The sequence below is a fragment of the Sinanaerobacter chloroacetimidivorans genome (assembly GCF_018128545.1).
Lineage (GTDB): Bacteria > Bacillota > Clostridia > Peptostreptococcales > Anaerovoracaceae > Sinanaerobacter > Sinanaerobacter chloroacetimidivorans.
On the sequence record NZ_JAGSND010000002.1, the window covers coordinates 225,603 to 250,659 of the forward strand.

The window sequence follows — 25,057 nt, forward strand, 5'->3', positions numbered from 1 at the left end:
ACTTTGACGCATGTATGTATTATTGTTTGTTTTCAAATTCCCGTACCGTCCTTTCAATTTCTTCGATAGTTAAGATTTCAACATCTGAATCCCAATACTTCGATTCAGAGTACTTATTCCTACTTTCATTTATCTGTTTTTGGAGTGCTTTGTTTGCATCCCTAACAACCCATATTTGCTTGCCATAAATTCGATTGTTATAAATCTTCTGCGATAACCGTTCACGGGATTTAGGAGTCAGTTCCACCTCAACGCATGTATTCCATATGGGGATAACTAAATCAGGCTTTTTATCCTGCCTAAATCTCCCCCTACTTCCTATCAAAGCAAACTGATCTCTTTCTGTAATCAAATCATCCATATTCAAGCCATATTTTAATTTAAAATAAGCTGCCGCAACTGATATGTATGCTTCATGGAAGGCATTTGCAGTCCTCATGTCATAGGTCTTAATTTTAGAGTCAATTAATGCCATGCCTTTTGTCGTTACGGTTATCAAGTTGGGATATCGAGTATATATCTTCTCTTTTTTCAAATATCCGTACCTTGTAAGTTTGGCAATCCGTTTTTCTGCGTAATTGTCACTCGAGTAACCTCCTAATACTGCCAGACTATATATAAAAGCACACCTGAACCTAAAACAAATCCTCAAGATATCCAAATCCCTGTCATTAATTACAACACGTCTTTTGCTCATATTTTCCTCCTTTACTACTACCGTTCGCCATCCGATTACGCGCGCGCACCTGTTGCACTCTGTGCAGAACAATCTAATATATTTTCCTGACGTTGCGCGCCTGTGGTCAAGCATACAATGGTTGACCACAGGCGCGCAAGGTAAGAAATTCCAAGGATTGTACGGTGCGCGCCGCGAAAAAGGTATGGCGGATCGCTAATTACTTTAGTGCAGATAGTCGTCACCTATATGTGCCGTTAATTTTCTTGCAATCCATGACTCAATCTGCTTATCTTTTATGCTTCCACTACTTTTGAAATTATTAGCTAGATAGTGTTTTATAATGTCGTCAAGATGATCCAGACACTTTGGCGCATAGCACATTAGCTCATAAAAGAAGTCGAAATGCAGCCTGTTGGGTTTTATACCAGACATCTGTTTATTGACACCTTTAAATTGGTTTATATTAGACACCTTATCAATCATCAGGTAGTCAAGTAATAAAATCTTCATATTGTTCTCGTCCGTTATGATTAGCTCCTTGACAACAAGATTGTTGATAGATTCTTTGAAGTCCTGCTCTTCAAACTTAAGTTCTTTTATTGCCGTTTCTGCATCGAAATTGTAATAACCAGTTATATTATTTTGCCGGTTAGTTAGTAGATACAGATATAAAAGCTTAGCATTACTTGGGAGACCCCGCAGCCTTATCCAGATATCGTCTGGAATATAAGTGCTTCTAGCCATTGTTTACCTCCCCATTTTTCGCCGTGTTGAGGAAATGAACTAGCATCTGCATGTTAATGAGTATTTTGCCACGTTCTTTGTTATGCCCGCAGCGAACACCGACTATCTGAGAGTTTAGATACCATTGACGTATACGAAAAGCGGGTATACCTGTTGCTTTACTGGCATCGTTTATTGTGCATAGGGTAGGTATTTGTAAATTTGAGTTTTCCATTTTTTATCCTTCCATTAATTGGTCTGAGCTATAGTGTATTAATCTTAAATCCAAATAAAAAAGAGCATTCTACTAGAATACTCCTTGGGATCTGCGATAGCAGACTTGTTATTAATCAAACACTACGGGGCTGACCCCACCCCATAGTGTCTGATTCTTTTCTCCTTATTAGTGGCACATCAACAATTGATATACCTCAAATTCCTTCATTTACGGAAGTTATCCGATTAAAAAATCTTCTTGGATCTTGCCAACAGCAAAACCACTGTAAATAATCTTCTTGGATCTTGCTAAATAGCAAAATCTCTGTAAATAGTCTCCTTGGATTTTGTCAAATACAAAATCTCGTTAAATGGTCTTCTTAGAATACCATCCCTATTATTATACCGCAAATTAAGGAAAAAAGTTTTTTAGAAAAAAGATTTTTATATTTTTTTCAAATTAATATGTTCAATTGGGATAAAGGGACTTAAGCGGCTTAAGGGCTTGTACTGTAATGCTAACTGTAATGGCTGATATGAACGGTACTATCCTGCTTGGTATTATTACGGCTGCAATATCCAAGGGGCTTAAGGGCTTGTACTGTTCTGTTATGCTTTATGCTATAGCGGTACTGTATTTGAACACGATAGTCTATCAAGACTATCGCAAGACAATATCAGCAAGTTTTTCAGCTGATTGCTCATCAGCCTCCTTAATAAGGTGGCCGTACAAATTAGCCGAGGTTGAGGGCAGAGCATGGCCGAGTCTATCCGCAATGCTTACGATATCCACCCCAGAAAAAATTAAAAGACTTGCCGCTGTATGCCTAAATGCGTGGGGATTTATATGAGGCAAATTGTATTTCTTTGCAAACTTCTTTAAATAATCAGTTACGCTATCTGGGTGCATTGGTTCACCATTATACTGCACAAATATAAAATCTTTATCTTGCCAGTGAGAACCTAACGATATTTTTTCTTTTAAATACCAATCGTTATAATCTTTTAATAGTTCCATAGTTTCAGCCGGAAGCTTGATAGGTCTCTTAGATTTTTTAGTTTTGGGAGTTGTTAAATATATGCCCTTAGAAGGGGAATAAAGCAAATTATTGCATATGTGAATACGTCCTTCTTTCCAGTCGACATTCTTCCATTGGAGGCCTAAAATTTCACCTCGCCTTGCACCAGTGATTAAAAGCATATGGACGATAAGTTTCCACTTAAGGGATTCTGATTCTAAGCAAGACAAAATGCTTTTTACTATATCAGTCTGAAAATAATTCGCTTCTTTTCGTTCTACCTTTGGAGGTGTCGCTTTGCTTGCCGGATTATAGGGTACAAGCATTTCTTTTTCTGCCAGCGAAAAAATCGTTGAGATAATGCGATGATGTTCCAAGATAGTCTTATTTGACAATCCGCAGCCGTTTCTTTTATTGATGTCAGGAGCTCCAAGTTCCTCATATAGCTTGTTTAAATGCTGTGGTCGGATATCAGCTATTTTCAAATGACCTATTATTGGGTTGATCCGGTTGAGTAAAAGTTTATAACGCTCAATCGTGCTAAACTTAATTCCATTGCGTTCTTTTAAAGCAAGTGCGTATTGAGAATACTTTTCGAAGGTGTATTTGCTGTCCGCGACTAATCCTTGTTTGCATTGCTGCTCAAATAATACGGCTTGCCGGTTAAGCTCCTTTTCAACCTGTTTTTCCGTTAAACCCTCTGGTACTTTCCAAGTTAAAAGGTATGGTTTAAGTGGTTTGCCGGAGGAATCTCTACCCTTGTATACTCTGATATCATAAGAAACAACTTTGCCATCTTTATTTTTGTACTCTCGTATTGAAGCCATTGTTACCTCCTTATCATCATAAAAGAACTGGGTTCATTTTCTTCATCTTACACTTAAAAGGAAGTGGTTGCAACATGAAAGTTGGAGAATAGTTGTAGAAAACAGTTTTGCTAGGTGTTAATGAGATAAATAAAAAACCCTGAAACCGTTGGTTTCAGGGATATTTTCGTGGTTGCGGGGCAAGGATTTGAACCTTGGACCTTTGGGTTATGAGCCCAACGAGCTACCAGCTGCTCCACCCCGCGATGTCTTTAGCATTATATGCTAACATTGGGTTGATTGTTCATTATATTAAATGGTGCCGGGGACCGGGGTCGAACCGGTACGATCGATAAAGATCGCAGGATTTTAAGTCCTGTGCGTCTGCCAATTCCGCCACCCCGGCTAATTGGCTCCAAGGGTGGGGCTCGAACCCACAACCTATCGGTTAACAGCCGAGTGCTCCACCATTGAGCTACCTTGGAATACCAGTCCTCATCACTGACGACAAGGTTTATTATACAACAAAACTTTTATAGCTGTCAATATAATTATGGCCAAATTTAAAATTTTTTTACTCATTTTTGAAACTTTTTACTTGATGGATTCAATTAAGAGTTTAAGCTTAGTAAAAACAGTAAAAGGGTAAGGCCTCTTCATGATCTCTTATGAGCTTTTGCCGTCTTGAAATCACTTGGGATCATTGATAATTACTTACGATCTCTTTCGAGTTCTTACCCTTCTCATATGTATTTAAGCTTGCACTTGCTCGGCGCCTGCTCTGAATGCTTTGATGTTGATGTCTTCAAAGCCTTTTTTTACATTTTCCTTGATTACCGTTTCCCAATCGATCCCTTCGATGTTCATGGCCTTTACCAATGCGCCAAAGAGAACGATATTCATGGTTTTGGAATTGCCCAGCGCTGCTGCGATATCTCCCGCCTTAAACACGGAGACCTTCGCCTTGGATGACAATTCCTCCAGAATTCCCTCCGGGTATTTGGCCGACCCCAGTTGAATGGGTACCGAAGGAATCTCAAAGTCGTTGATTACCATTCTGCCGTCAGGCTTTAAAAACTCGATCCAACGCAAAGCTTCCATCTTTTCAAAGGCAACGATAACATCTGCTTCGCCTTTTCCAACGATAGGAGAGTATACTTTTTCTCCGTATCGAATCTGTGTGCTTACATTTCCGCCTCTCTGAGACATTCCGTGGATCTCGGACATTTTAACATCATAGCCGGCCTGTGCAAGCCCTTCGGATAAGATCTTGCTGGCAAGGATGGTTCCTTGCCCTCCAACACCCACAAGAAGTATATTCTTTACTTTACTCATTATTTCACCTCCTTGATGGCATCAAAAGGACAAACCTGTTTGCACACACTGCAGCCTGTGCAGGCCTCCTTGTTTATGGTGATGCTGTCGCCGGAGAAGATAGCCGGACAGCCGGTCTTCACGCAGGCTTTGCACTTTTTGCACTTTTCCTGATCGATCTCACAGGATTTCGGAGTGAGGTCGAATTGCTTCTTATCCTCTTCGGTGAATTTTTTCAGGATGCAAGGCCATTTCGCGATAAGAACGGTAGGTTCATCCTTTGCCAGTGCATCGTCGAGGGCATCTCCGGACTCTTTCAGATCCAGAGGGTTGATGATATAGATATTTTCACTCTTGATTCCGATTGCCTTGCAGAGCATCGGAATATCTACTTCAACAGCCTTTTTCCCCATGAGGGTATATCCGGTTCCCGGATTTTCCTGATGTCCGGTCATTGCGGTAATTCGGTTGTCGAGAATCAGGGTGACATGGGTCCCTCGGTTGTAGACCACATCCATCAGGCTTGTGATACCGGAATGGAAGAAGGTGGAATCTCCGATAATGGAAGCAACCCTCAGGTCTGACCCTGCCCTTTTTAATACGGTAGCGGCTCCATGGCCGGAGCTGATGCTTGCTCCCATACAGAAGCAGGTATGCATGGAGGAAAGCGGCGGTGCCGACCCTAAAGTATAGCAGCCGATATCTCCGGTAACAATAAGATTCTTTTTCTTGCTTAAGGCGTAATAAATACCTCTGTGCGGACATCCTGCACAAAGAGTAGGCGGTCTCATGACTGCTTCCTGCTCTGCCTTGATGGTTTCTCCTGTGATGCCGAAAACTGCCTGACGAACGATATCCGTATTGAGCTCATCCATTTCAGGAATGATTTCTTTCCCGATACATGGAATACCTGCCATCTTCAGATGGTTTTCCATATATGGATCCATTTCTTCTATCACATAGAGCTTCTCAACCTTTCCGGCGAATTCCTTAATCAGATCCATCGGCATTGGATACGTCATACCCAGCTTCAGATAGGATGCTTCTTCGCCGAACACTTCTCTGGCGTACTGATAAGCAACCCCAGCACTGATAACACCTATTTTGGTACCGTTATACTCAGCTTTATTGATTAAAGCACGGTTGGAATATTCCTCCATCCTTTTCAGTCTGTCAATGAGCTTTCTGCGCAGCACCTTTCCGTTTGCAGGAGTGGCTACATATTTTTTGATATTATGTTCATAGGGAATCAAATCTTTTTCCGCTCGATCTTCTAATGTAACAAGGCCTTTGCTGTGGCAGACTCTGGTAGTCATACGAAGAAGCACGGGAGTATCAAACTGTTCGCTGAGTTCGAGTCCCAGCTTCATGTAATCCTTCGCTTCCTGGCTGTCCGAAGGCTCCAGCATCAATACTCTGGCAGCAGTGGCATAATTTCTGTTGTCCTGCTCGTTTTGTGAGCTGTGCATGCCGGGATCATCGGCTGAGATCAGCACACAACCTCCGGTTACACCGGTGTAGGCAAAGGTAAATAACGGGTCTGCAGCTACATTGACTCCAACATGCTTCATGGCTGCCATAGCACGGGCACCGGCAACGGATGCTCCGATAGCGGCCTCCAGAGCTACTTTTTCATTGGGAGCCCATTCACAATAAATATCCTCTTTATATTGCACCATATTTTCCAGTATCTCGGTACTGGGAGTTCCCGGGTATGCAGAGGCAAAGGCTAATCCCGCCTCATAGGCCCCACGGGCAACTGCTTCATTTCCTGTCATCAGCTGTTTCAAGTTATTTTCCTCCTTTTTTCTCTTTATGTCCACCTGATCGTAATAGCTCGGCTTTCTTCCGGTATTTGCTTTCATTTTCCGTGTCGCCGCTGGCACCATAAATTGCGGCCAGCTCGTCCATGGATTCCACGTGAGAGCCGTTTATGGATAAAACTCTTTTAAAGCTGGCAATAGCATCGCTGTTTCTGTCGAGAGCTGTATAAGCGATACCCAAATAATAGGACATCGGCCACCAGTCTTTGAAATTGGTTTTTAAATAAGGCTCCAGGATCCGGATTCCTTCTTCATATCTGGTTGCCAGTATGGCTGTATAACCTTTTTCTATTTCAACAGGCTGTTCGATTTGAGAAAGCCTTGTTCTGATTTCTTTTTTATCCTTCATTACGTTGCTTTTCTTCAGATACTGTTCCCAGGTGAGTTTGGCCTTGGTGTATAAACCCATATTCAAATAGGCATAACCCAGATAATAATATGCCTGGCCAAATCTTGGATATCCTTCTACGACCAGTTCGAAATATTCCATGGCTTCGGCTTTAAATCGGCCGACATACTCTTCGTTGTTGCTTCCAAGGTATAATTCCCTGCAGACTCTGGCATAGCTGTACAAGGCGTGGAGATTGTCCGGGCTGAGGCAAAGTGCGGCCCTGAAATGGATCGCTGCATTATCGTAGTCTTTCTCTTCCGCAGCGTCACGTCCTTCCTTCACCAGAGACATCACTATTTTTTTATGAAAAAGCTTATCCATAAATTCAATATATTTGTCTGCATACTGGAATTTCGGGTCAATTCCTAAGATCCAGGCCATATTTTCCGCAATATGAAGAACCTTCAGACCTTCTCCGCCTTTGAACTCTTCCATATCCTGCTTTCTTAACGGAATCGGAACCCCTCGCATAAAATCGATTTTATTCACTCTTTTCAGATAGGCTTCGCTGAATTCGTCAAAGACAAAGGTCTTGGTATATTTTTTGAAATACCTTCCGACTCTGTCCGGTCTTTTTCTGATATCATATTCCTCCGGTTTTTTTAGGGGTGCTTCTGTCTGCGTTTCTTTCTTTTTTAAAAATCCTACCATCTTTTCACCTACAGGATTTCCCATCCCTTTCTCATAAATTTTTTTACTGCATCCGGATTCAGGGTTTCTTCCATATCCAAAGTAAGCAATTCTTTCATCTTGTCCTTAATATTGGGGATAAAACGTTCCTTCCAGCCTGCGTATAAGAATAATATGCGATATAAGTCCTCTTTCTTATGGGATTTGTGCTGAAAACCTTTCAGATAATAGTAATCAGCCAGTTCTTCGTAAAAATCAAAGGGAGTTTCTGCAATGTAATCCAATGCAAAATCCAAAGTATGTTGAAAGCCTCCTCTATTATAATATAAATCCAGTACGTTCTCTATCTTCTTTAATCTTGCAAGACCTAAAGCGGAAAGATAATTGCTGGAAATCACTTCGTAGGGAGCTTTGGAACGGTAAATATACCCATATTCCTCCGCCTTTCCCCGAAGAGGCGAGCCTTTGATCAATTTCAGAAATCCTAACTGGAGCTGGTCAGCTTTAAGACCGTAAACATCATTAAAGGACTTCCGAAAAGACAGATAGTCTTCATAGGGCAGCCCGGCAATCAAATCCAAGTGAATATGGATATTGCCAAGGGCTGTCAATTTTCTCACATGGTCTGACAGCTTTGCAAAATCAGAGCTGCGATTGCAGGCTGCCAATGTTTTTTCATTGGTAGACTGGACGCCGATTTCAAATTGCAGCAGCCCCGGTCTGGCACCTTCCAACACCTTCAGCAATTCGTCGTCAATCAATTCACCGCAGAGCTCCATATGAAAATTAGTGAATCCATTGTCGGAAGCAATGAGATATTTTATGATTTCCAATGCTCTCCTGCGGTCCCAGTTAAAGGTCCTGTCAATGAACTTCACCTGTTTTACCTGCTTATAAATAAAATAGCCCAGATCAGATTTTACCCTATCCATAGACAGGGCTCTTACTTTCCTGTCCAGAGAAGACAGGCAATAGCTGCACTGATAGGGGCAGCCTCGAGAGGACTCATAATACATGATTTTGTCCTCTTCGCAGACCAGATTCAGGTAGGGGAAGGGGACCGAATCGAAGTCCAGCAGCGGCGCCGGAGGGTTTACATAGATCTTCCCGTCCATTCGATAGGTAAGCCCCTTGATGATTTCCAGACGCGGCTCCTCTGAGGACAATTCCTCCATAAACTCCGCAAATATGGCTTCTCCTTCTCCCGAAATAATATAATCGATAAATTTATGATTGCTCAGGAATGGTATGGTGTCAAAACTTACCTCCGGCCCTCCCATTAAGATGCGGATCTCCGGCTTTGCCTTTTTCAGATTCTCCGCAAGATACAGGATTTTTTCCACATTCCAAATATAGCAGGAAAAACAAATCAAATCATATCCCCTGCTAATCAGCTCGGTAAAAATATAATCCTCATCATTATTAATGGTAAATTCTAAAAGATCGATGGAATGTCTGGTCTTTTCCACACTGGCATACAGGTATTTCAGTGCCAGGTTGGAGTGCACATATTTAGAATTCAGCGTGGTAAGTAATATTTTCACAGCATTCGGAACCTTTCATCCTTCAGCATATCAGTATTTTTCATGGCATTTCTGATTTGATCCAGCATTCTTCGTTTATCCTGGGGCAGGTCTCCCTTCAGAGACACGTAATTGGACGCATGATTGCTTCTGAAAACACAGGTTTTCTTCACGTTGATGTTTTCCAGCATAAGCTCTGTTTCCTGAAGCACCTCTAAAGGAGACAGCAATTCAAATCGGCCCTTCTCTATATCGTCATGCAATTCCGCCAATGGCTCCGTGATCAAGGTAAGCAGACCCACATAAGACGGCTCCATTTCACTGATCATGGTACCGGATTCTATGGCATGCTCCTTCCAGTCCTTCTTTCCTCCGAGACCGGAAATAAAGGTGACGGAAGCCTGCAAACCGCTGGCTTCAATTTTCCTGACAGCTTCGATGATCTCGGCTCTGGTGGCGCCTTTTACCACATCCTTGAGCACTTTATCGCTGCCGGATTCAGCGCCGATATACACGATGCCGATTCCATTTTCTCTCAATTCTGCAAGCTCTTCTTCAGTCTTTCTCAGAACATCCTGGGGAGACCCGTAAATGCCGACTCTCTGACATTCCGGGAACAGCTTTCTGATTTCTCTCAATATCACAAGCAAGTCCTTATTCTGCAGCACCAGGGCATCACCATCAGCGAGGAAGATCCGTTCCACCTTTCTGTAATACTGCCGGGCAGCCTGCAGATCCTCCAGAACCTCATTGATTTTTCTCACCCGGAATCTTTTATCCTTAAACATGCTGCAGAAGGTACACTTGTTGTGAGCACACCCGATGGTCACCTGAACAATGAGGCTGTACGCTTCACTTGGCGGCCGATAAACTCTTCCTTCATATCTCATAAATATTTACTCCTTTTTAAGCTTACATTCTTTCCGGCACTTCCATACCCAAAAGCTGCAAGCCATTTTTAATGGTCTGTTTAGCAGCAAAGGATAAAATGATCTTTGCCGTTTTCTCTTCTTCATTATCTACCAAAATATGCTCATCGTGATAGAATTTATTAAAACTTTGCGCAATATCTACGATATGCCTTGTAACGATGGATGGTTCATACTTTTCAGCAGCATCTACCACAATTTCCGGGAACCGGTAGATCAGCTTGGCCAATTCATACGCACTGTCTCCGATCACGTAATCCATATTGGCACCGGATGCACGGGCCAAGGCCTTCTCTGCAATTTCTCCTGCATTTCTTAAAACGCTGGCAGCTCTTGCATGGGTATACTGCACATAAGGTCCCGTTTCTCCTTCAAAATTCAGCACTTTATCCCAGGAGAAAACATAATCCTTGATTCTGTTATTGGAAAGCTCCTGGAAGATTACAGCACCGATTCCTACCTGTCTGGCAGTTTCATCAATATTATCCGTATTCACATTTTTCTCAATGATGATTTCCTTCGTCTGATTAACTGCTCTGTTCAATACTTCTTCCAGAAATACCACTCTTCCGTGTCTTGTGGACATGGTACCCTCTTCGAGGCTGACCAGACCAAAGGGTATGTGCACGCAATCCTGAGCCCAGTCATAGCCAAGAAGCTCAATGATTTTAATCCATTGCTGGAAGTGCAGATTTTGCTGTGATGCAACGATATATAAATTCTTATAGAAATCGTAATGCTCTTTTCTGTATACTGCAGCCGCAATATCTCTGGTAATATAAAGGGTTGATCCATCCTTTTTCATGATGAGGGCCGGCGACATATTGTACTGTTCCAGTTCGACGATCTGTGCACCCTCGGATTCCACCATGAGATTTTTTTCTTTCAGCATGTTGACGATCCGTTCCATTTTGTCGGAATAGAAGCTTTCTCCGGCGTAGGAATCAAATTCGATGCCCAGCATCTTGTAAACCCGGTTGAACTCCTTCAGGCTCTCATCCCGGAACCACTGCCAAAGCCTTACCTCCTCCGGCTCACCGTTTTCCAGCCTGGTAAATACGGCTCTTGCTTCGTCCTCCAGAGCAGAATCCTTCTCCGCTTCCTCATGGAATTTCACGTAATAACCCAATAAGGTCTTAATGGGCTCGTTGGTGACATCCTCTTCTCTTCCCCATTTTCGGTAGGCAACGATCATTTTTCCAAACTGTGTTCCGTAGTCTCCCAGGTGGTTAATTCTCACCGTATCGTATCCCAGGAAATCATAAATTTTATAAATGGAGTTTCCGATAACCGTACTCCTGATATGACCGATATGGAAGGGCTTTGCAATATTGGGAGAGGAAAACTCTACAATCACCTTGCGGTTTTTTCCTACATCGCTGCTGCCGTAGTTTTCCTTTTCTGCAGTCACTGCAGTCAAAAGTTCTTTCATAAAGAATTTTCTGGATAGAAACATATTTACATAGGCATTGACATTCTCAACACGCTCAAAAAGATCCTGCTCTTTCAGCTTTGCCGCGATATCCTGAGCAATGATCGGCGGCGCTTTTCTCAGTGCCTTTGCCAGTTTAAAACAGGGGAAAGCATAGTCACCCATCTTGCTGTCCGTTGGGATTTCCAGCATATCTTTAATTTCTTCAGCGCTTAAACCTTCCACTGCTTCAGCCAGCAGGGCGGCTATCTTTTCTTTGAAATTTATCATTATATTTCTCCTCCTGAACTTTATCTATCCTTTGATTTTTATTTCATCTTCTTCTGTTATCACAGGAATGTCATGCTTCTTCAGCAGCTCTGCAAAGATGCCGTCCCCGTTGATCCGTTTACCTGTAAAAGTACCGTCATAAATCCTGCCGGATCCGCAGGAAGGACTGTTTGCCTTCAGGATTGCCAATTCCAATGTTTGTCCCAGTTCTTCCGCTTTCTTTTTTGCTTCCTGCAAGGTTTTCTCCGCACCTATGATAAAATTTTCCGTCACGTCCTTGCCGTTTTTATCTATGGCTCTGCCATTGATGAGTTCCGCAGGTGGTCTGGGAGTCGGAAGCCCTCCCAGAGCTTCCGGGCATACGGGCAGATAGTCCTTATCCTTGAGAAAATCCTTTACCCATCGACACTCATTGTTACCGCCGCTGTATTTGCAATTCTCGCTCAACAAACAGGCACTGACCAGATACATATCAATAATCCTTTCATTTTGCAGTATATGCTTGAAAGAGCGAGCGGTTGTGAAAACAATCACCGTTCGGCCCTTATCTCAACTTTATTACCGTAACCCCGTCTCCGCCTTCGTTATAGGCACCTTTTCTGAATTGCGCCACGTGCTTATGGGTCTTGAACATCTGCTGGAGGCCGTCTCTCAGAATCCCTTCACCCCGTCCGTGAATGACGGTCACCTCCGCAAGTCCTGCGATATAGGCATCATCCAGATATTTGTCCACATCCATTAACGCGTCGTCCAGCTGTTTTCCCCTGACATTGATGCTGGGGCTGATGCTCTGGACTTTGCTCCGGTACAGTGAGCCGTATCTTGATTTTTTCTGATCTTTCTTGCCGGACCCGTCCTGGATCTTTGCAAGATTGTCCAGACTGACATTGATCTTAAGGAGGCCTACCTGGACCTGTACCTCATTTCTGTCATCGGGCAGAGAAATGATATTCCCCTTCTGATCAAGGCTGAGAACCTTTACCCGGTCACCCAGCTTCAACTCCTCCGGTTTTACCGGATTCGGGTTCGTTTCCACCTGTATTTTATCTCTATATTGATCGGAAGCTGTTCGGATTTTCTTCCGAACCTCCTCATATTTTCTATTTCGGTCGGAAGCATTCTGATTTTTTTCCAGTTCTCTTAATTCCTTCTGAACCTGATCCGCGACTTCTTTCGCTTCCCGAATCATATCTCTGGCCTCTTCCTTGGCTTTGCTGAGGATCTTGTCCTTCTGCTCTGCCAGACGGTTCTTCTCCTTTTCAAACTGTTCCTTCTGCTTCTGCATTTCCAGACGAAGCAGGATTGCCTCGTCCCTTTCTTCTTCTGCTGCTTTTTTGTCCTTCTCGATGGAGCTGATCACATCTTCAAATTCAATGTCACCCCTCTGCAGCAGCCCTTTTGCATTTTCTATAATACTCGCACTAAGACCCAGCTTCTTTGAAATTTCAAAGGCATTGGATCTGCCCGGAGTACCGATGGTCAAACGATAGGTAGGGCTTAACGTCTCCACGTCAAATTCCATGGAGGCATTTTCTACTCTGTGGGTAGAAATGGCATATTTTTTCAGTTCCGTATAATGAGTCGTTGCAATGGTTTTTGTTCCCCTGCGGGATAGATATTCCAGTATGGATATCGCCAATGCGGCACCCTCCGTGGGGTCCGTGCCGGCTCCCAGCTCATCCAGCAGAACCAGTGTCCGGCTGTCGGAGTGATCCAGAATATCCACAATATTTTTCATATGAGAGGAGAAAGTAGAAAGACTCTGCTCAATACTCTGCTCATCTCCGATATCGGCATATACTTGATTGAATACGGGCATTTCGGTTCCTGATCCGGCAGGAAGATGCAATCCCGATTGAGCCATCATCACAAAGAGTCCCACAGTTTTCAGGGTAACGGTTTTTCCGCCTGTATTCGGTCCTGTGATCACAAGGGTGTCATAGTCTTTTCCCAGGGCGATACTGATAGGAACCACTTTGTCTCTGGGGATCAACGGGTGTCTTCCATCTCTGATCCTGAGAAATCCCCTGGTGTTCATCATCGGCGCTTCGGCCTTCATTTTGACAGAAAGCCTGCCTTTTGCAAAAATAAAATCCAGCTTTAACAGAATATCCTGATTGTTCAGAAGCTCCTGATGCACCGATGCTACCTCTGCGGAAAGCTCAGCCAGGATCCGTTCGATCTCTACCTTTTCCGAAAGCTCCATCTCTCTCAATTCATTGTTCAGATTTACAATGGCCTGAGGCTCGATGAAAAGTGTGGCGCCGGTAGCAGACTGATCGTGAACGATTCCTGAGAATTTGCTCTTATGCTCCTGTTTGACAGGGATAACATATCTCCCCTGCCGCATGGTCACAATGGCATCCTGAAGCATGGTCCTGTTATCGGATGAATTCAAGATCTGATTCATTTTAGCCCGAATAGCCTCATTCTGCCTCTGTATGGTTCTTCTGATATTCCGAAGCTCAGGACTGGCCTGATCGGACATTTCATCCTCGGAGAGTATGCAGCGGTCTATATTTTCTTCCAGTCTTTTCTGTATGCTTAAGACCTCTGCCAGACCCTTCACAATGGGCAGTTCAGGCAGATCGCTCTTCAGAAAGCTCGCCGCATTCCTCACCACCTGCAAATTGTATAAAACTTCAAGAAGCTGCTTCATCGTCAGGGTGCTGCCCTTTTCCGCCAGATAGATGCTGTCACGGATATCGTAGAAGCTTCCCAGAGGAAGGGCCCCCTTACGCATAATAACGGAAACCGCTTCTGTGGTTTCCGCCAGCATTTCTTGAATTTGATACAGTTCAAGACCGGGACGCAGCTCCCCGATAGCTTTTCGCGTAATGGAGGAAGCTGCTTCCGTACTTAACAGGTCCAATATTTTATAATATTCTAAAACGCGGTATGATTTTTGATTCATTGGCTGTCCTTTATCAGTCTACTATTTTTTTATATCGGTCCAGATCTCCCTTGAGTCTGATATTCTCCATCTGAAGATCAAAGAAGCTGCTCTCCATATCCTTGCATCTGGCTTCCAGTTCTTTCATAGCAGTTATTTCACTATCCTTGGACTCCTGGTGGAGTCTTATGCGGTCTGCCAAATTTTCATTTTTGTCCAGGAGAGCGACGTATTTCTCTTCCAATTCTTTATAGGCCGTATTCATTTTATCCAATTCCACTGTTTTTTCATTAAACAGCCGCTGGAGTTCTTCTTTTTGTTCGATGCTGGCCTGAGCATCCTCTTTATATTGCAGAAAACTTTTTTTCGCTTCATCCCAAAGTTGGACATAATGCTTTGTATCTTTTTCCAGCTGTTCGTTCTGGGCTTTCAGGCTGTTGATTCGATCCATGGCCGAAAACAGATCGTCTGCCGCATTGACTGCAGCCAGAACTGCTAAGGATGATGCGGAGCCGGCAGGTAAGGCTTTTGCGATTTCATGCATTTTCGTGTTAACATAGTCCGCTACCTTGATAATATGTTCTCTCGGTGAACTGCCGGCTATCGTATATTCTTGTCCATAGATTTTTACACTAACCTTGTTTTTTTCCTCCATGCTCTCTAAACTCCCTTCGTAATTGTTTACCCAATTTGTGAAGCAATATTACATTTCGCGCAATACGGCATTCAGTTGTTCTTTTAACGCTCCCAGTACTTTTTGATGAACCTTGACCACTTCTTCGTCCGTCAGGGTTCTGTCAGAAGCCCGGTAGGTCAGTGAGAAGGCAACGCTCTTCATACCAGGAAGCACCTGCTTGCCGCGGTAAACATCAAAGAGAACAACGCTTTCCAGCAGTTTCCCTCCGATTTCTTTGATTACGTTTTCCATTTCCGCCACAGTAACTGCTTCTTTTACGCTAAGCGCAATATCTCTCGTAATGGCAGGATATTTGGGAAGGGGTTTATAAAAACGTTCGATATTCGCCTGCTTCATCACCTGATCAAAAGCCAGCTCGCAGCAATAGCTTTTGGTTCCAATACCGTACTTTTCAGCAACATCCGGGTGAATTTCTCCCATGATTCCCAGCTCGATTCCCTTGGAAAGGATTCTTGCACATTTTCCCGGATGGTAAACGCCGTATTCCGATTCGGGGATATAAGAGGTTTCATCAATACCCAGTTTTGCAAACAGCTCCTCCAGCATTCCTTTTAATGTATAGAAGCTTTCTCCTTCTCCGTAGCAGGCTGCCACCATGGATTGTCTTTCTTCCGGCAGCAATTCTTCTTCGTCCAGACTTTTAAAGAAAGTATTTCCGATTTCAAAGGCTCTTACTCTGCTGATATTTCTGGAGAAATTTCGCCCCAGAACTTCCATCATGTTAGGAGTCAAAATGGTTCTCATAACGCTGTTTTCTTCCCCAAGAGGATTGATCAGGCGTACAAAATTCCGCTCCCAGGAGTCTTCCGCAATACCTATATAGTCCACACCTTTCGGGCTGACAAAGGAATAGGTCTGCACTTCGTTGGCTCCCATGGCGGTCAGGGTTTCCCTGGACAGGTCGATCAGCGTCCTCTCTCTGGATTTGATCGCCTCTAAATTTCCTTTCGGCAGCGTTACCGGCATTTTGTCATACCCGTAAATTCTTGCGACCTCTTCTATAAAATCAATTTCCTCCTCTAAATCCTGTCGGATAGTAGGAGGCGTTACCTTCATGTTGTTTCCCACTCGCAAAACCTTCATTTCGAGGCTTTCCAGGATTTCTTCCATCTCTTTTCCGGAAAGCTCGATGCCAAGCACTGCATTGACACGATCCACTCTTACGTTTACGGGTTCGGCTTCATAAACTTCTGGATAAGCATCCACAGCACCTTTCACAACGGTACCGGCTCCGAGAATTTCGATGAGCTTGCAGACTCTGTCTGCTGCTGTCTCACAAAGATTCGGGTCAATACCCTTTTCAAATCTGGAAGAGGCTTCGGTTCTCAGCGCCAATTTTTTGGATGTGGATCTGACACTGTTGCCGTCAAAGTTGGCGGCTTCCACAAGAATCGTTTTTGTATCCGACTTGATTTCGGAGTTGAGGCCTCCCATAACGCCGGCAATGGCTACGCCGCGCTTTCCGTCTTTGATCAGAAGCATGTTCTGATTCAGCTTGCGTTCGGTGCCGTCCAGCGTAGTAAAGAGTTCCCCCTCTTGCGCTGTGTCCACAATAATTTTTTGATCTGCGATATCTCTGATATCAAAGGCATGGATAGGCTGTCCATACTCCAGCATGACATAGTTGGTAATGTCAACGATATTGTTGATCGGCCTCATTCCCGCATAGATCAGCCGTTTCTGAAGCCACCAGGGAGACTGCTCGATTTTAACGTCCGTAACAATACGTCCTACATATCGTTTGCACAGATCGGGTCTTCTGATTTCGATATCGATAAAGTCTTTTGCTTTTCCTGTTTCCTTTTCACATTCCGTTTCCGGATAGGAAAGGGTACCGCCAAAGGTTGCTGCCGCTTCTCTGGCCATTCCGATCATGGAGAGGCAGTCAGGACGATTTGGTGTGATTTCAAAATCCACCACCGCATTTTTCAGGCCCAGGACTTCTACGATATCCTTTCCCAAGGGGTATTCCTGATCCAGGATCCAAATACCGTCTTTATGGGCAACAGGAACAACCTTATCTGCAAAGCCAAGTTCCCCGGCGGAGCATAGCATACCGTTTGACTCCACACCTCTCAGTCTTCCTCGCTTAATAGTCTTATCTCCCGGAAGTTTCCCTCCGTGCAATACCACAGGCACATAAGCGCCTTCAAAAATATTATCCGCACCGGTTACGATCTGAAGGAACTCGTCTTCCCCGATGTCGATCTGCGTTACCAGCAGCTTGTCCGCATCCGGATGCTTTTCGATGGCAACGATTTTTCCGACCACTACATTTTCAATGTCTTCACCGAAATGCTCCACGGTTTCAAGATTGGAGCCTGACATAATCATTTTTTCACAAAATTCGTTTATATCCGCTTTTACGTCTATATATTCTTTTAACCATTCAATAGGCACTAACATTCGATTACCCCCTTATTTAAACTGTTGAATGAAACGCATGTCGTTTTCGTAGAACAGTCTGATATCATCCACTTCATATTTTAGCATTGCGATTCTCTCAACACCCATTCCAAAAGCAAAACCGGTATACTTTTCCGTATCCACATGGCCTACTCTTAAAACGTTGGGATGAACCATACCGCAGCCCAGTATTTCAATCCAGCCGCTTCCTTTGCAGACCCGGCATCCGGTGCCGCCGCATTTGAAGCAGGAAACGTCCATCTCTGCACTGGGTTCCGTAAATGGGAAGTGATGGGGTCTGAACTTGGTTTTCACCCTGGAGCCGAAGAAATTTTTAGCAAAGGAATCCAGGGTTCCCTTCAAGTCTGCCATGGTTATGCCTTCGTCTACGTTCAACCCTTCTATCTGGTGGAACATGGGAGAATGGGTTGCATCCGGCGTATCGCAGCGGAAGCATCTTCCCGGAGAGATCACCTTGATAGGCGGATTTTCCTTCATCAATGTTCTTACCTGAACCGGTGAGGTCTGGGTTCTGAGCAAGGTGTCTTCGGTGATATAGAAAGTATCTGAAAAATCTCTGGCAGGATGATTCGGTCCTGCATTCAGCGCATCGAAATTATTGAACACCGTTTCCACTTCCGGACCTTCCGCAATGGAAAATCCCATGCTCATAAATACCTTGGATATTTCGTCTATGGTAATGGTAATCGGATGCTTTACGCCCAGGGTAATCTTACTGCCCGGCTCCGTAACGTCGATTTTTTCCTTTTTAAAACGTTCTGCTTTCTGAAATTCTTTCATGGCAGCAAATTTTTCTTCCAGGAGCTGCTCTATCTCCATTCTGACATTGTTCGCTGCTTTTCCGAATTCCTTACGATCCTCCGGGCTCATAGCTCCCATGGATCTGAGAATTTCCGTAAGCTGCCCTTTTTTCCCCAGCAGCTTGACTCTAATCTCTTCCGTTTCCAACATCGAGGAGGCTTTTAAAAGCTGTTCCTTTGCCTCCTGCAAAATTGACGTTAACTGATTTTGCATAAACCTATCTCCATTTCTATTATAATTTTATAAATTCTGTTCTTATGAACAAGTCTGATTTCCTGATTGTTACTGACGGAAGTTTTGGCGAACCGACTCATACATGAAAATTCCTGCGGATACCGCAGCATTAAGCGACTCGATTGTACCCTCCATCGGGATCTTCACTCTGCTGTCTGCGCCTTCCAAAAACTCCCGACAAACTCCATTTCCTTCGTTTCCGATGATGATTGCCGTGTTTTCACGCAGATCCGCATCATAATAGATCTTTGCTTCCTTTAAAGCCGTACAAAGAATCCGTTTCCCATATTTTCTCAACAGACTCAGCGCCTCCGCCGGCGTATCCAGTATCAGTACGGGAAGCCGAAAAAGAGAGCCTGCGGCGGAACGAACCACCTTAGGAGAATAGATATCTCCGCTGCCCTTCATCAGAATGGCTCCCAAATAACCTGCCGCATCCGCTGTTCGGAGTATGGTGCCGATGTTTCCCGGATCCTGAAGCCTATCCAGAAGGATGATGTTGGATTTTGAACCCTGGTCCAGGAAAAATTCCTGTTCCGAATAGATCCGTTTCTTCACAACAGCCATGACCCCCTGGGGGGTTTCCGTATCGGACAGCTTTCCGAAGAGACCGGATTCCATGGTATATACCGGTATTTTCCGCCCCTTCAGGTCGTACTCCTGCATGGTAAAGTCCGGAGTTCTCAGGATCACCTCAATTTCTCCCTGGTTGTCCAGCGCTTCAGCGATGAGATTGGGACCTTCTATTATATATTTTCCCATTTTATCTCGATTTTTTTTCATTTTTAATTGAAAAATTTTTTTATAAATGGGATTCTCCGTCGAGGTTATCAGTGTCATTTTCTGCACTCCATTAGAAAAAGCCGGCAGTTTTACCGGCTCATCCTTCGTATCTTTAATTAAAAGCTACCCATTTTATCCTTGCTGAGGAAGGATGGAATATCAAATGCACCGGTAATCTTTGATTTAAAAATATCATCTGGTGACTGATTTTCTCCCTCTCCTTCTGCATTTGACGCATCTTCGTCCTCTTTGGCATGAGCCTCTGCCTTTTCTCTGCTGGGAGAAAGTATATCCGAGGGTCTGTCTTCAAATCCCGTTGCAATGACGGTAATAATGATTTCGTCCTTCATCTCTTCCTTCACAGAAGCACCGAAGATTACGATAGCATCCTTATCTGCTGCCTTTTCGATCTGATCTGCTGCCTCGTTCACTTCCAGCATGCCCAGATCATAACCACCCATAATGTTTAACAGAATGGCTTTTGCGCCGTTAATGGAGGTTTCCAGCAATGGACTTTCAATTGCTGCTTTGACAGCATCCGCCACTCTGGTTTCTCCTACGCCTCTGCCCACACCCATATGGGCAATGCCTCGGTCACTCATTACCGTTTTTACATCAGCAAAGTCCAGATTGATAAGTCCGGCCTCCGCAATGAGATCCGATATTCCTTGAACACCTTGCTTCAGAACCTCATCCGCCATGGCGAAAGCCTGAATCATGGATGTATTTTTTTCCGCTATTTGTAATAATTTATCGTTGGGAACTACTACCAAAGAATCAACATATTTTTTTAGAAACTTAATACCCAATTCGGCATGATCTTTTCTCTTTTTCCCTTCAAAGGTAAAAGGCTTGGTTACCACACCGACGGTCAGGATTCCTAAATCCTTTGCCGCTTTTGCAATGATAGGCGCTGCCCCTGTTCCTGTTCCTCCGCCCATTCCTGCCGTGATAAATACCATATCGGAACCTGCTATGAATTTGGTCAGATCGTCAATATTTTCCTCTGCGGCTTTTTGCCCGATTTCAGGGTTTGCACCGGCCCCCAGACCTTTTGTAAGCTTCTCCCCGATCTGAAATTTTGTTTCGGCTTTCGATCCTGCCAGTGCCTGCTTGTCCGTATTTACTGTCATAAAAGTTACACCGTTAAGACCTGCATCTATCATTCTATTGACAGCATTGCTACCGCCGCCGCCAACACCTATTACTTTAATTTGCGCTGTACTTTGGTCATTCACTTCGAATTGTAACATAGTCCCGCAACCTCCCGTTACTTTAATAATTGCTATTATATCATAGGAAAGGCGCCAATGCACCTATTTCTTGTTGATATTGCTATCTTTTTTTATAAAATACTTGTCAATTAGCAGCCTTCTGATTACCGCAATATTCTGGAATAATCTTCCGCCGAAGACCAAAATTGCAGCATAGTACAGCGGTACTCCCAAACGATCTCCCAGATAGGCAAGTACGCCTGCCAGAAGCGCGTTGGTGATAAAACCGGAAATAAAGATCAGATTATTGTATTTTTCTTCCAGATGAGATCTTGCAGCTCCTAAAATGGAGTCGATAGCTGCCAGAAGACCCATCGTGATGTAGAAAGAGTATTCGGTAGGGTAGGAGATATTAAACGTAAAGCCCAAAATAATTCCGCCCAGGAGTCCGATTATCATTGCAATTATCATTTTATTCACCTTCTTTAACTTTCGTCATATATTCATATTTCTGTTCTTCAGAATATTTTGATATGATGAGGTCATCTTCTATCGTTAATTTAAAGATAACTCCGTAGTCTTTCAGCAATGTGCCGTATCCTTCCGGGCCGATCAATGCCGCAGCCATTCTCTTGGAATCGCCAATGGCTCTTATTTCAAAGGGCCTGGCAAAAAACTGGTCATTGATTCTGATGGTGTAGCCGGAACAGGATATGGAAGTCATATTTGTAATTCTCTGCCCGTTCACAGAAAGCACTTCCGCTCCGGATCGATTCAGCTCGTTGATGATCGTGAGGATATCCATGTCATGGACCAGCACCGCATTGGGATCTTCCCCCTCATAAAGTTCTCTGGTGCCGTCGTCAATATAGACGATAACACCTTCCCCATGTACCTTGGCAGCTCCGCTGATCAGCTTGTAATAATCCAGGTCTTCCAGCAGCTTGTCCTGAAGCGACCTGTCTTCGTTTTCCGCCAGAGTTTCATACTCGGAAAGCTTTACTTTTGCATCCTCTACAAGATTGTAGATTCTTTTCATGTCCTCCTGTTCACTGGCTATGGTGGTCTGATAGTCGGAAATGGCCTTTGCCGAGACATAGAGCTGCTGGCCATTGGTTACCCGGGACTGTACAATAATGGAAAACCCTATGACCAGACTCATGATAAAAATACCGATTGTTCGCAGTTTCATTAAAATCACCAGCCTACTCTTCCACTACAGGCTCTGCATATCGAAACTTTAAAATACCACTGTATCTTGGAACTTCTATTTCATCCTTCTTTTTAATATCGATCCTGAGGCCATAACTTTTCATCTGTTCTATAATTCCAAACCGTATGGTTAGCGTTGATTCTATGGTATCCGAATTTCCGATGGCCTTAATGATATATGGGGGAGCCGTGGGTACCGTATTGATATTGACATTGTCCCCGGCCAGACTGATCTCCGTGGTGGCGATAATCCTTTGCCCATTGATGGAAATCGCTTCAGCCCCTGCATCCTTCATCTTGTTTACCAGACTTAAAAGCAGCTCATACCGAAGCATGATGACGCTGTATTCATCTCCGAATTCATCTGTGGGAATCGGATCGTCTATGGTAACGGTAACGCCCGGCCCTTTGACGTCAATAACACCGGACGCCATTTTATATTTCTCAAGGTCGGAAACAACACCTTTCAGGAAAAAGTCTTCATCCGCCTTTTCTTTCTCAATCTTGTCCATTCTCGCTTCCAGTTCATTGAGTTCCTGTACGGCTGCGTCCTTTTCCGCTCTTACCTTTTTCAGTTCCTCCAAATATCCCTGAGCTTTGGCAACCGGAACCAGACCTCCCTGGTCGGAGCCTTGTGTCGTTGTGATCTGAATGGAAATAACCAATCCGATAAATAGGGCAAGAAGTCCTATTACAATCATACCGCTGTACTTTTTCATTTGTTTTTCTCTCCCAATCTCTTATTCTACCAATGGACTAAAGGAAAAATATTTATCGCTGCCCATCTTTATTACTCCACGTTCAATACCCTTTGTATATAGATCATACAGCACTTCCTGCAAAGAGTCCAGATTATTCAAGATATTTTCCGGCGTTCCTTCACAGGTAAGCTGATCGTAGATGTAGGCTTTAATAATAATTTTGTTGATATCAATCTTCTTGAAAAACAGTTCGTGCTTCTTTACTTCTTCCAGCAGCTTCAAAGTATCCGTCAAGGAAGCATTCTCTTCAACTTCCAAAGGGGTTCCGGGCTCCATATTTTTTACAGTCATGCCAAGAAGCAGGGTAAGCGCAGGCTCTACTTCGGATTTTCTCAAAACCATACCTTCATTGTCTATGATGATATAGTTCCCTCCGTATGGAACCGCTGCATCTTCCTGCCTCTCTTCGATGTGAATGACTACTTCTCCCGGAAGCTTTCTGCTTAGCTTCGCATTTTTTATATAAGGATCAGCCAGAAGTTTATCCTTCATCCCGGAGAGTGATACCTCAAAAAGATTTTCACCCGTCTTCGCTTCTGTAAGGCTGATTACCTGTTCGGCCGTATAATAGCGATTGTTTTCTACCGTAATTTTGTCTATGTCAAAGACGCTGGAAGTTAAAAGAAAATATACCCCTGTTGCAGACGCTGCAATCAATAAAAATTTCAGGAAATAATGTTTCTTTTTCCGCTTCTTTTTTTTCTTAATCTTTTCACCTTTTTTCATTTGTGTCCTGCCCTCTAGTTATTTATCTTCAGGCTATGCTCTTACGATATCCGCTCCTATTCTTTGAAGCGCTGATTCAAATCTATCATAACCTCTGTCGATATGATGAATATTCTCCACTATGGTTTCCCCTTCAGCCCCAAGCCCTGCAATCACAAGAGAGGCACCGCCTCTTAGATCTCTTGCAAATACCCTGGCTCCGGTAAGGCTTTTTACGCCTGTTATGATGGCAGTCCGTCCATCCACTTTCACTTTTGCTCCCATCTTGCGAAGCTCTTCTACATGCTTAAATCGGCTTTCAAAAATGGTCTCTGTCACGACGCTGGTTCCCTGGGCTACCGTCATAACTGTCAAAAGCTGCGACTGCATATCCGTAGGGAAACCCGGATACGGTTGGGTTCTTATGGTTTCAATAGCCTTCAGTCTATTGGGAGCAATGAGCTCCACGAAGTCCTTTCCTTCTTTGATTTTACACCCAGCCTCTCTCAGTTTTGAGAGTGTGATACTCATATGTTCCGGCATTGCATTCTTTAAAAGTACATTGCCTCCGGTCATTGCCACTGCCGCCAGGATGGTTCCCCCTTCAATTCTGTCAGGGATCACCTTATGTTCAATTTCATGATATGATTTTCCTCCGTTAATCACGATTTCACCCGTCCCGGCACCTCTTATTTCCGCACCGCAGCTGTTGAGAAAGTTTTGCAGATCTACGATTTCCGGTTCTTTGGCGGGGTTGATGATTCTCGTCTCACCTTCTGCCGCTGTAGCTGCCATCATGGCATTTTCAGTGGCACCTACGCTGGGGAAATCCATCAGAATGCGATTGCCGACAAGCTTATCTGCCGTACATTCCAGAAATCCATGAGATTCCTTAATGGAAACTCCCAGTCTTCTCAAAGCAGAAAGATGAATATCGATAGGTCTGAGTCCGATCTCACATCCTCCGGGATAGCTTAATATGACTTTGCCGCATCGTGCAATCATAGGTCCCATGAGGAATACGGAGGATCTCATTTCACGCATCAGAGATTCCGATATGGTATAAGAGTCGATGGTTGAAGAGTCAACGACGATACCGTCGCTTTCATAAGTTACTTTGCATCCAAGCTCCTGTAGAATGAATAACATGGTTCTGACATCCGATAAATCAGGACAGCTCTTGATTTTACTTTTGTTACCTGTCACGATGGTTGCCGCCAATATGGGAAGTACTGCATTTTTCGCGCCGGTGAGCTCATATTCCCCAGACAGCCTATTTCCACCGTTTATACGATAATGGTCCACAAAAATTACACCTCCGCAGAATAACATATTCCGCATTATTTTAGCGCTCATTTCATGCCCTTTGAACATGCGATTCATTCATCGGACACTTTAAGGGCTGTAAGCAGGGTTTCTCATAACTTCTGCCTGCTTTCCCAGATTTCATCTGTTCTTGCAAACCTTACCCTAATACTCTCGGTTTGAAAGCAGCCCTTATTTATAATATGAAGCTCTGTAAAAGGTGTTACATTATAACGCAACCGCAGAGAATTTTGCGTTTTGCCGTTACAG

At 43.8% G+C, this 25,057-nt stretch carries 21 protein-coding genes and 3 tRNA genes; all 24 read right to left on the bottom strand.

Annotated features, from left to right (window positions below; all coding sequences use genetic code 11):
- Positions 1 to 19: 19 nt before the first annotated feature.
- Entirely contained in the window at positions 20 to 697 is a 678-nt protein-coding gene (locus KCX82_RS04100) for a hypothetical protein (RefSeq protein WP_227017174.1), read from the bottom strand.
- Between the two features lie 204 nt (positions 698 to 901).
- Entirely contained in the window at positions 902 to 1,423 is a 522-nt protein-coding gene (locus tag KCX82_RS04105) for a hypothetical protein (RefSeq protein ID WP_227017175.1), read from the bottom strand.
- 856 nt (positions 1,424 to 2,279) lie between these two features.
- Positions 2,280 to 3,464, bottom strand: a complete 1,185-nt coding sequence (locus tag KCX82_RS04110) for a tyrosine-type recombinase/integrase (protein WP_227017176.1) — start codon at positions 3,462 to 3,464, stop codon at positions 2,280 to 2,282.
- Positions 3,465 to 3,633: 169 nt separating this feature from the next.
- Positions 3,634 to 3,709, bottom strand: a tRNA-Met gene (locus KCX82_RS04115).
- Between the two features lie 51 nt (positions 3,710 to 3,760).
- Positions 3,761 to 3,849 (bottom strand) — tRNA-Leu (locus KCX82_RS04120).
- A gap of 4 nt (positions 3,850 to 3,853) precedes the next feature.
- Positions 3,854 to 3,928, bottom strand: a tRNA-Asn gene (locus KCX82_RS04125).
- Between the two features lie 268 nt (positions 3,929 to 4,196).
- Positions 4,197 to 4,778 (bottom strand): indolepyruvate oxidoreductase subunit beta, encoded by a 582-nt coding sequence (locus tag KCX82_RS04130; protein ID WP_227017177.1) that lies wholly within the window; start codon positions 4,776 to 4,778, stop codon positions 4,197 to 4,199.
- Entirely contained in the window at positions 4,778 to 6,547 is a 1,770-nt protein-coding gene (gene iorA, locus KCX82_RS04135) for an indolepyruvate ferredoxin oxidoreductase subunit alpha (protein ID WP_227017178.1), read from the bottom strand. The genes KCX82_RS04130 and iorA overlap by 1 nt, the downstream gene beginning before the upstream one ends.
- Position 6,548: 1 nt before the next feature.
- A complete protein-coding gene (locus KCX82_RS04140) occupies positions 6,549 to 7,646 on the bottom strand; it encodes a tetratricopeptide repeat protein (RefSeq protein ID WP_227017179.1) in 1,098 nt (365 codons plus the stop codon).
- On the bottom strand, positions 7,631 to 9,145 hold the full coding sequence (locus KCX82_RS04145) for a B12-binding domain-containing radical SAM protein (protein WP_227017180.1): 1,515 nt from the start codon (positions 9,143 to 9,145) through the stop codon (positions 7,631 to 7,633). Before KCX82_RS04145 ends, KCX82_RS04140 begins: the two co-directional genes overlap by 16 nt.
- Positions 9,142 to 10,014, bottom strand: coding sequence for a radical SAM protein (locus KCX82_RS04150; protein WP_227017181.1), 873 nt, complete (start codon positions 10,012 to 10,014; stop codon positions 9,142 to 9,144). Before KCX82_RS04150 ends, KCX82_RS04145 begins: the two co-directional genes overlap by 4 nt.
- 22 nt (positions 10,015 to 10,036) lie before the next feature.
- Complete coding sequence (argS, locus tag KCX82_RS04155; RefSeq protein WP_227017182.1) at positions 10,037 to 11,755, bottom strand: arginine--tRNA ligase; 1,719 nt, start codon at positions 11,753 to 11,755, stop codon at positions 10,037 to 10,039.
- Between the two features lie 24 nt (positions 11,756 to 11,779).
- Complete coding sequence (locus tag KCX82_RS04160) at positions 11,780 to 12,226, bottom strand: 2-thiouracil desulfurase family protein (RefSeq protein WP_227017183.1); 447 nt, start codon at positions 12,224 to 12,226, stop codon at positions 11,780 to 11,782.
- A gap of 73 nt (positions 12,227 to 12,299) precedes the next feature.
- On the bottom strand, positions 12,300 to 14,669 hold the full coding sequence (locus tag KCX82_RS04165) for an endonuclease MutS2 (RefSeq protein ID WP_227017184.1): 2,370 nt from the start codon (positions 14,667 to 14,669) through the stop codon (positions 12,300 to 12,302).
- Between the two features lie 13 nt (positions 14,670 to 14,682).
- The gene (locus KCX82_RS04170) at positions 14,683 to 15,303 is read right to left on the bottom strand and encodes a cell division protein ZapA (protein WP_227017185.1); all 621 of its coding nucleotides are present in this window, start codon (positions 15,301 to 15,303) and stop codon (positions 14,683 to 14,685) included.
- A 48-nt stretch (positions 15,304 to 15,351) separates the two neighbouring features.
- Positions 15,352 to 17,751 carry a phenylalanine--tRNA ligase subunit beta gene (gene pheT, locus KCX82_RS04175; RefSeq protein ID WP_227017186.1) on the bottom strand — a complete coding sequence of 800 codons (2,400 nt, stop codon included), beginning with the start codon at positions 17,749 to 17,751 and terminating at the stop codon, positions 15,352 to 15,354.
- A 12-nt stretch (positions 17,752 to 17,763) separates the two neighbouring features.
- A complete protein-coding gene (gene pheS / locus KCX82_RS04180; protein ID WP_227017187.1) occupies positions 17,764 to 18,786 on the bottom strand; it encodes a phenylalanine--tRNA ligase subunit alpha in 1,023 nt (340 codons plus the stop codon).
- 69 nt (positions 18,787 to 18,855) lie between these two features.
- Positions 18,856 to 19,647 (bottom strand): TrmH family RNA methyltransferase, encoded by a 792-nt coding sequence (locus KCX82_RS04185; RefSeq protein WP_405127665.1) that lies wholly within the window; start codon positions 19,645 to 19,647, stop codon positions 18,856 to 18,858.
- A 59-nt stretch (positions 19,648 to 19,706) separates the two neighbouring features.
- Positions 19,707 to 20,843 (bottom strand): cell division protein FtsZ, encoded by a 1,137-nt coding sequence (ftsZ, locus tag KCX82_RS04190; RefSeq protein ID WP_227017189.1) that lies wholly within the window; start codon positions 20,841 to 20,843, stop codon positions 19,707 to 19,709.
- Positions 20,844 to 20,906: 63 nt separating this feature from the next.
- Positions 20,907 to 21,275 (bottom strand): small basic family protein, encoded by a 369-nt coding sequence (locus KCX82_RS04195; RefSeq protein WP_264373185.1) that lies wholly within the window; start codon positions 21,273 to 21,275, stop codon positions 20,907 to 20,909.
- Position 21,276: 1 nt separating this feature from the next.
- Positions 21,277 to 21,996, bottom strand: coding sequence for a DUF881 domain-containing protein (locus KCX82_RS04200; RefSeq protein ID WP_227017190.1), 720 nt, complete (start codon positions 21,994 to 21,996; stop codon positions 21,277 to 21,279).
- Between the two features lie 13 nt (positions 21,997 to 22,009).
- Positions 22,010 to 22,735: a DUF881 domain-containing protein gene (locus tag KCX82_RS04205; protein WP_227017191.1), complete on the bottom strand. Its 726-nt coding sequence runs from the start codon at positions 22,733 to 22,735 to the stop codon at positions 22,010 to 22,012.
- A gap of 21 nt (positions 22,736 to 22,756) precedes the next feature.
- A complete protein-coding gene (locus KCX82_RS04210) occupies positions 22,757 to 23,503 on the bottom strand; it encodes a cell division protein FtsQ/DivIB (RefSeq protein WP_227017192.1) in 747 nt (248 codons plus the stop codon).
- A 33-nt stretch (positions 23,504 to 23,536) separates the two neighbouring features.
- Positions 23,537 to 24,865: a UDP-N-acetylglucosamine 1-carboxyvinyltransferase gene (murA, locus tag KCX82_RS04215; RefSeq protein WP_227017193.1), complete on the bottom strand. Its 1,329-nt coding sequence runs from the start codon at positions 24,863 to 24,865 to the stop codon at positions 23,537 to 23,539.
- Between the last annotated feature and the right edge of the window lie 192 nt (positions 24,866 to 25,057).

Excerpts from the sequence above, each read along its gene's own strand:
- KCX82_RS04150 (WP_227017181.1), bottom strand. The coding sequence starts at position 10,014 with ATGAGATATGAAGGAAGAGTTTATCGGCCGCCAAGTGAAGCGTACAGC.
- KCX82_RS04160 (WP_227017183.1), bottom strand. The coding sequence starts at position 12,226 with ATGTATCTGGTCAGTGCCTGTTTGTTGAGCGAGAATTGCAAATACAGC.
- ftsZ (WP_227017189.1), bottom strand. The coding sequence starts at position 20,843 with ATGTTACAATTCGAAGTGAATGACCAAAGTACAGCGCAAATTAAAGTA.
- KCX82_RS04205 (WP_227017191.1), bottom strand. The coding sequence starts at position 22,735 with ATGAAAAAGTACAGCGGTATGATTGTAATAGGACTTCTTGCCCTATTT.
- pheS (WP_227017187.1), bottom strand. The coding sequence starts at position 18,786 with ATGCAAAATCAGTTAACGTCAATTTTGCAGGAGGCAAAGGAACAGCTT.
- KCX82_RS04210 (WP_227017192.1), bottom strand. The coding sequence starts at position 23,503 with ATGAAAAAAGGTGAAAAGATTAAGAAAAAAAAGAAGCGGAAAAAGAAA.
- KCX82_RS04105 (WP_227017175.1), bottom strand. The coding sequence starts at position 1,423 with ATGGCTAGAAGCACTTATATTCCAGACGATATCTGGATAAGGCTGCGG.
- KCX82_RS04130 (WP_227017177.1), bottom strand. The coding sequence starts at position 4,778 with ATGAGTAAAGTAAAGAATATACTTCTTGTGGGTGTTGGAGGGCAAGGA.
- argS (WP_227017182.1), bottom strand. The coding sequence starts at position 11,755 with ATGATAAATTTCAAAGAAAAGATAGCCGCCCTGCTGGCTGAAGCAGTG.
- KCX82_RS04170 (WP_227017185.1), bottom strand. The coding sequence starts at position 15,303 with ATGGAGGAAAAAAACAAGGTTAGTGTAAAAATCTATGGACAAGAATAT.
- KCX82_RS04185 (WP_405127665.1), bottom strand. The coding sequence starts at position 19,647 with ATGACACTGATAACCTCGACGGAGAATCCCATTTATAAAAAAATTTTT.
- pheT (WP_227017186.1), bottom strand. The coding sequence starts at position 17,751 with ATGTTAGTGCCTATTGAATGGTTAAAAGAATATATAGACGTAAAAGCG.
- KCX82_RS04195 (WP_264373185.1), bottom strand. The coding sequence starts at position 21,275 with ATGATAATTGCAATGATAATCGGACTCCTGGGCGGAATTATTTTGGGC.
- KCX82_RS04140 (WP_227017179.1), bottom strand. The coding sequence starts at position 7,646 with ATGGGAAATCCTGTAGGTGAAAAGATGGTAGGATTTTTAAAAAAGAAA.
- KCX82_RS04100 (WP_227017174.1), bottom strand. The coding sequence starts at position 697 with ATGAGCAAAAGACGTGTTGTAATTAATGACAGGGATTTGGATATCTTG.
- KCX82_RS04165 (WP_227017184.1), bottom strand. The coding sequence starts at position 14,669 with ATGAATCAAAAATCATACCGCGTTTTAGAATATTATAAAATATTGGAC.
- KCX82_RS04110 (WP_227017176.1), bottom strand. The coding sequence starts at position 3,464 with ATGGCTTCAATACGAGAGTACAAAAATAAAGATGGCAAAGTTGTTTCT.
- murA (WP_227017193.1), bottom strand. The coding sequence starts at position 24,865 with ATGAATCGCATGTTCAAAGGGCATGAAATGAGCGCTAAAATAATGCGG.
- KCX82_RS04200 (WP_227017190.1), bottom strand. The coding sequence starts at position 21,996 with ATGAAACTGCGAACAATCGGTATTTTTATCATGAGTCTGGTCATAGGG.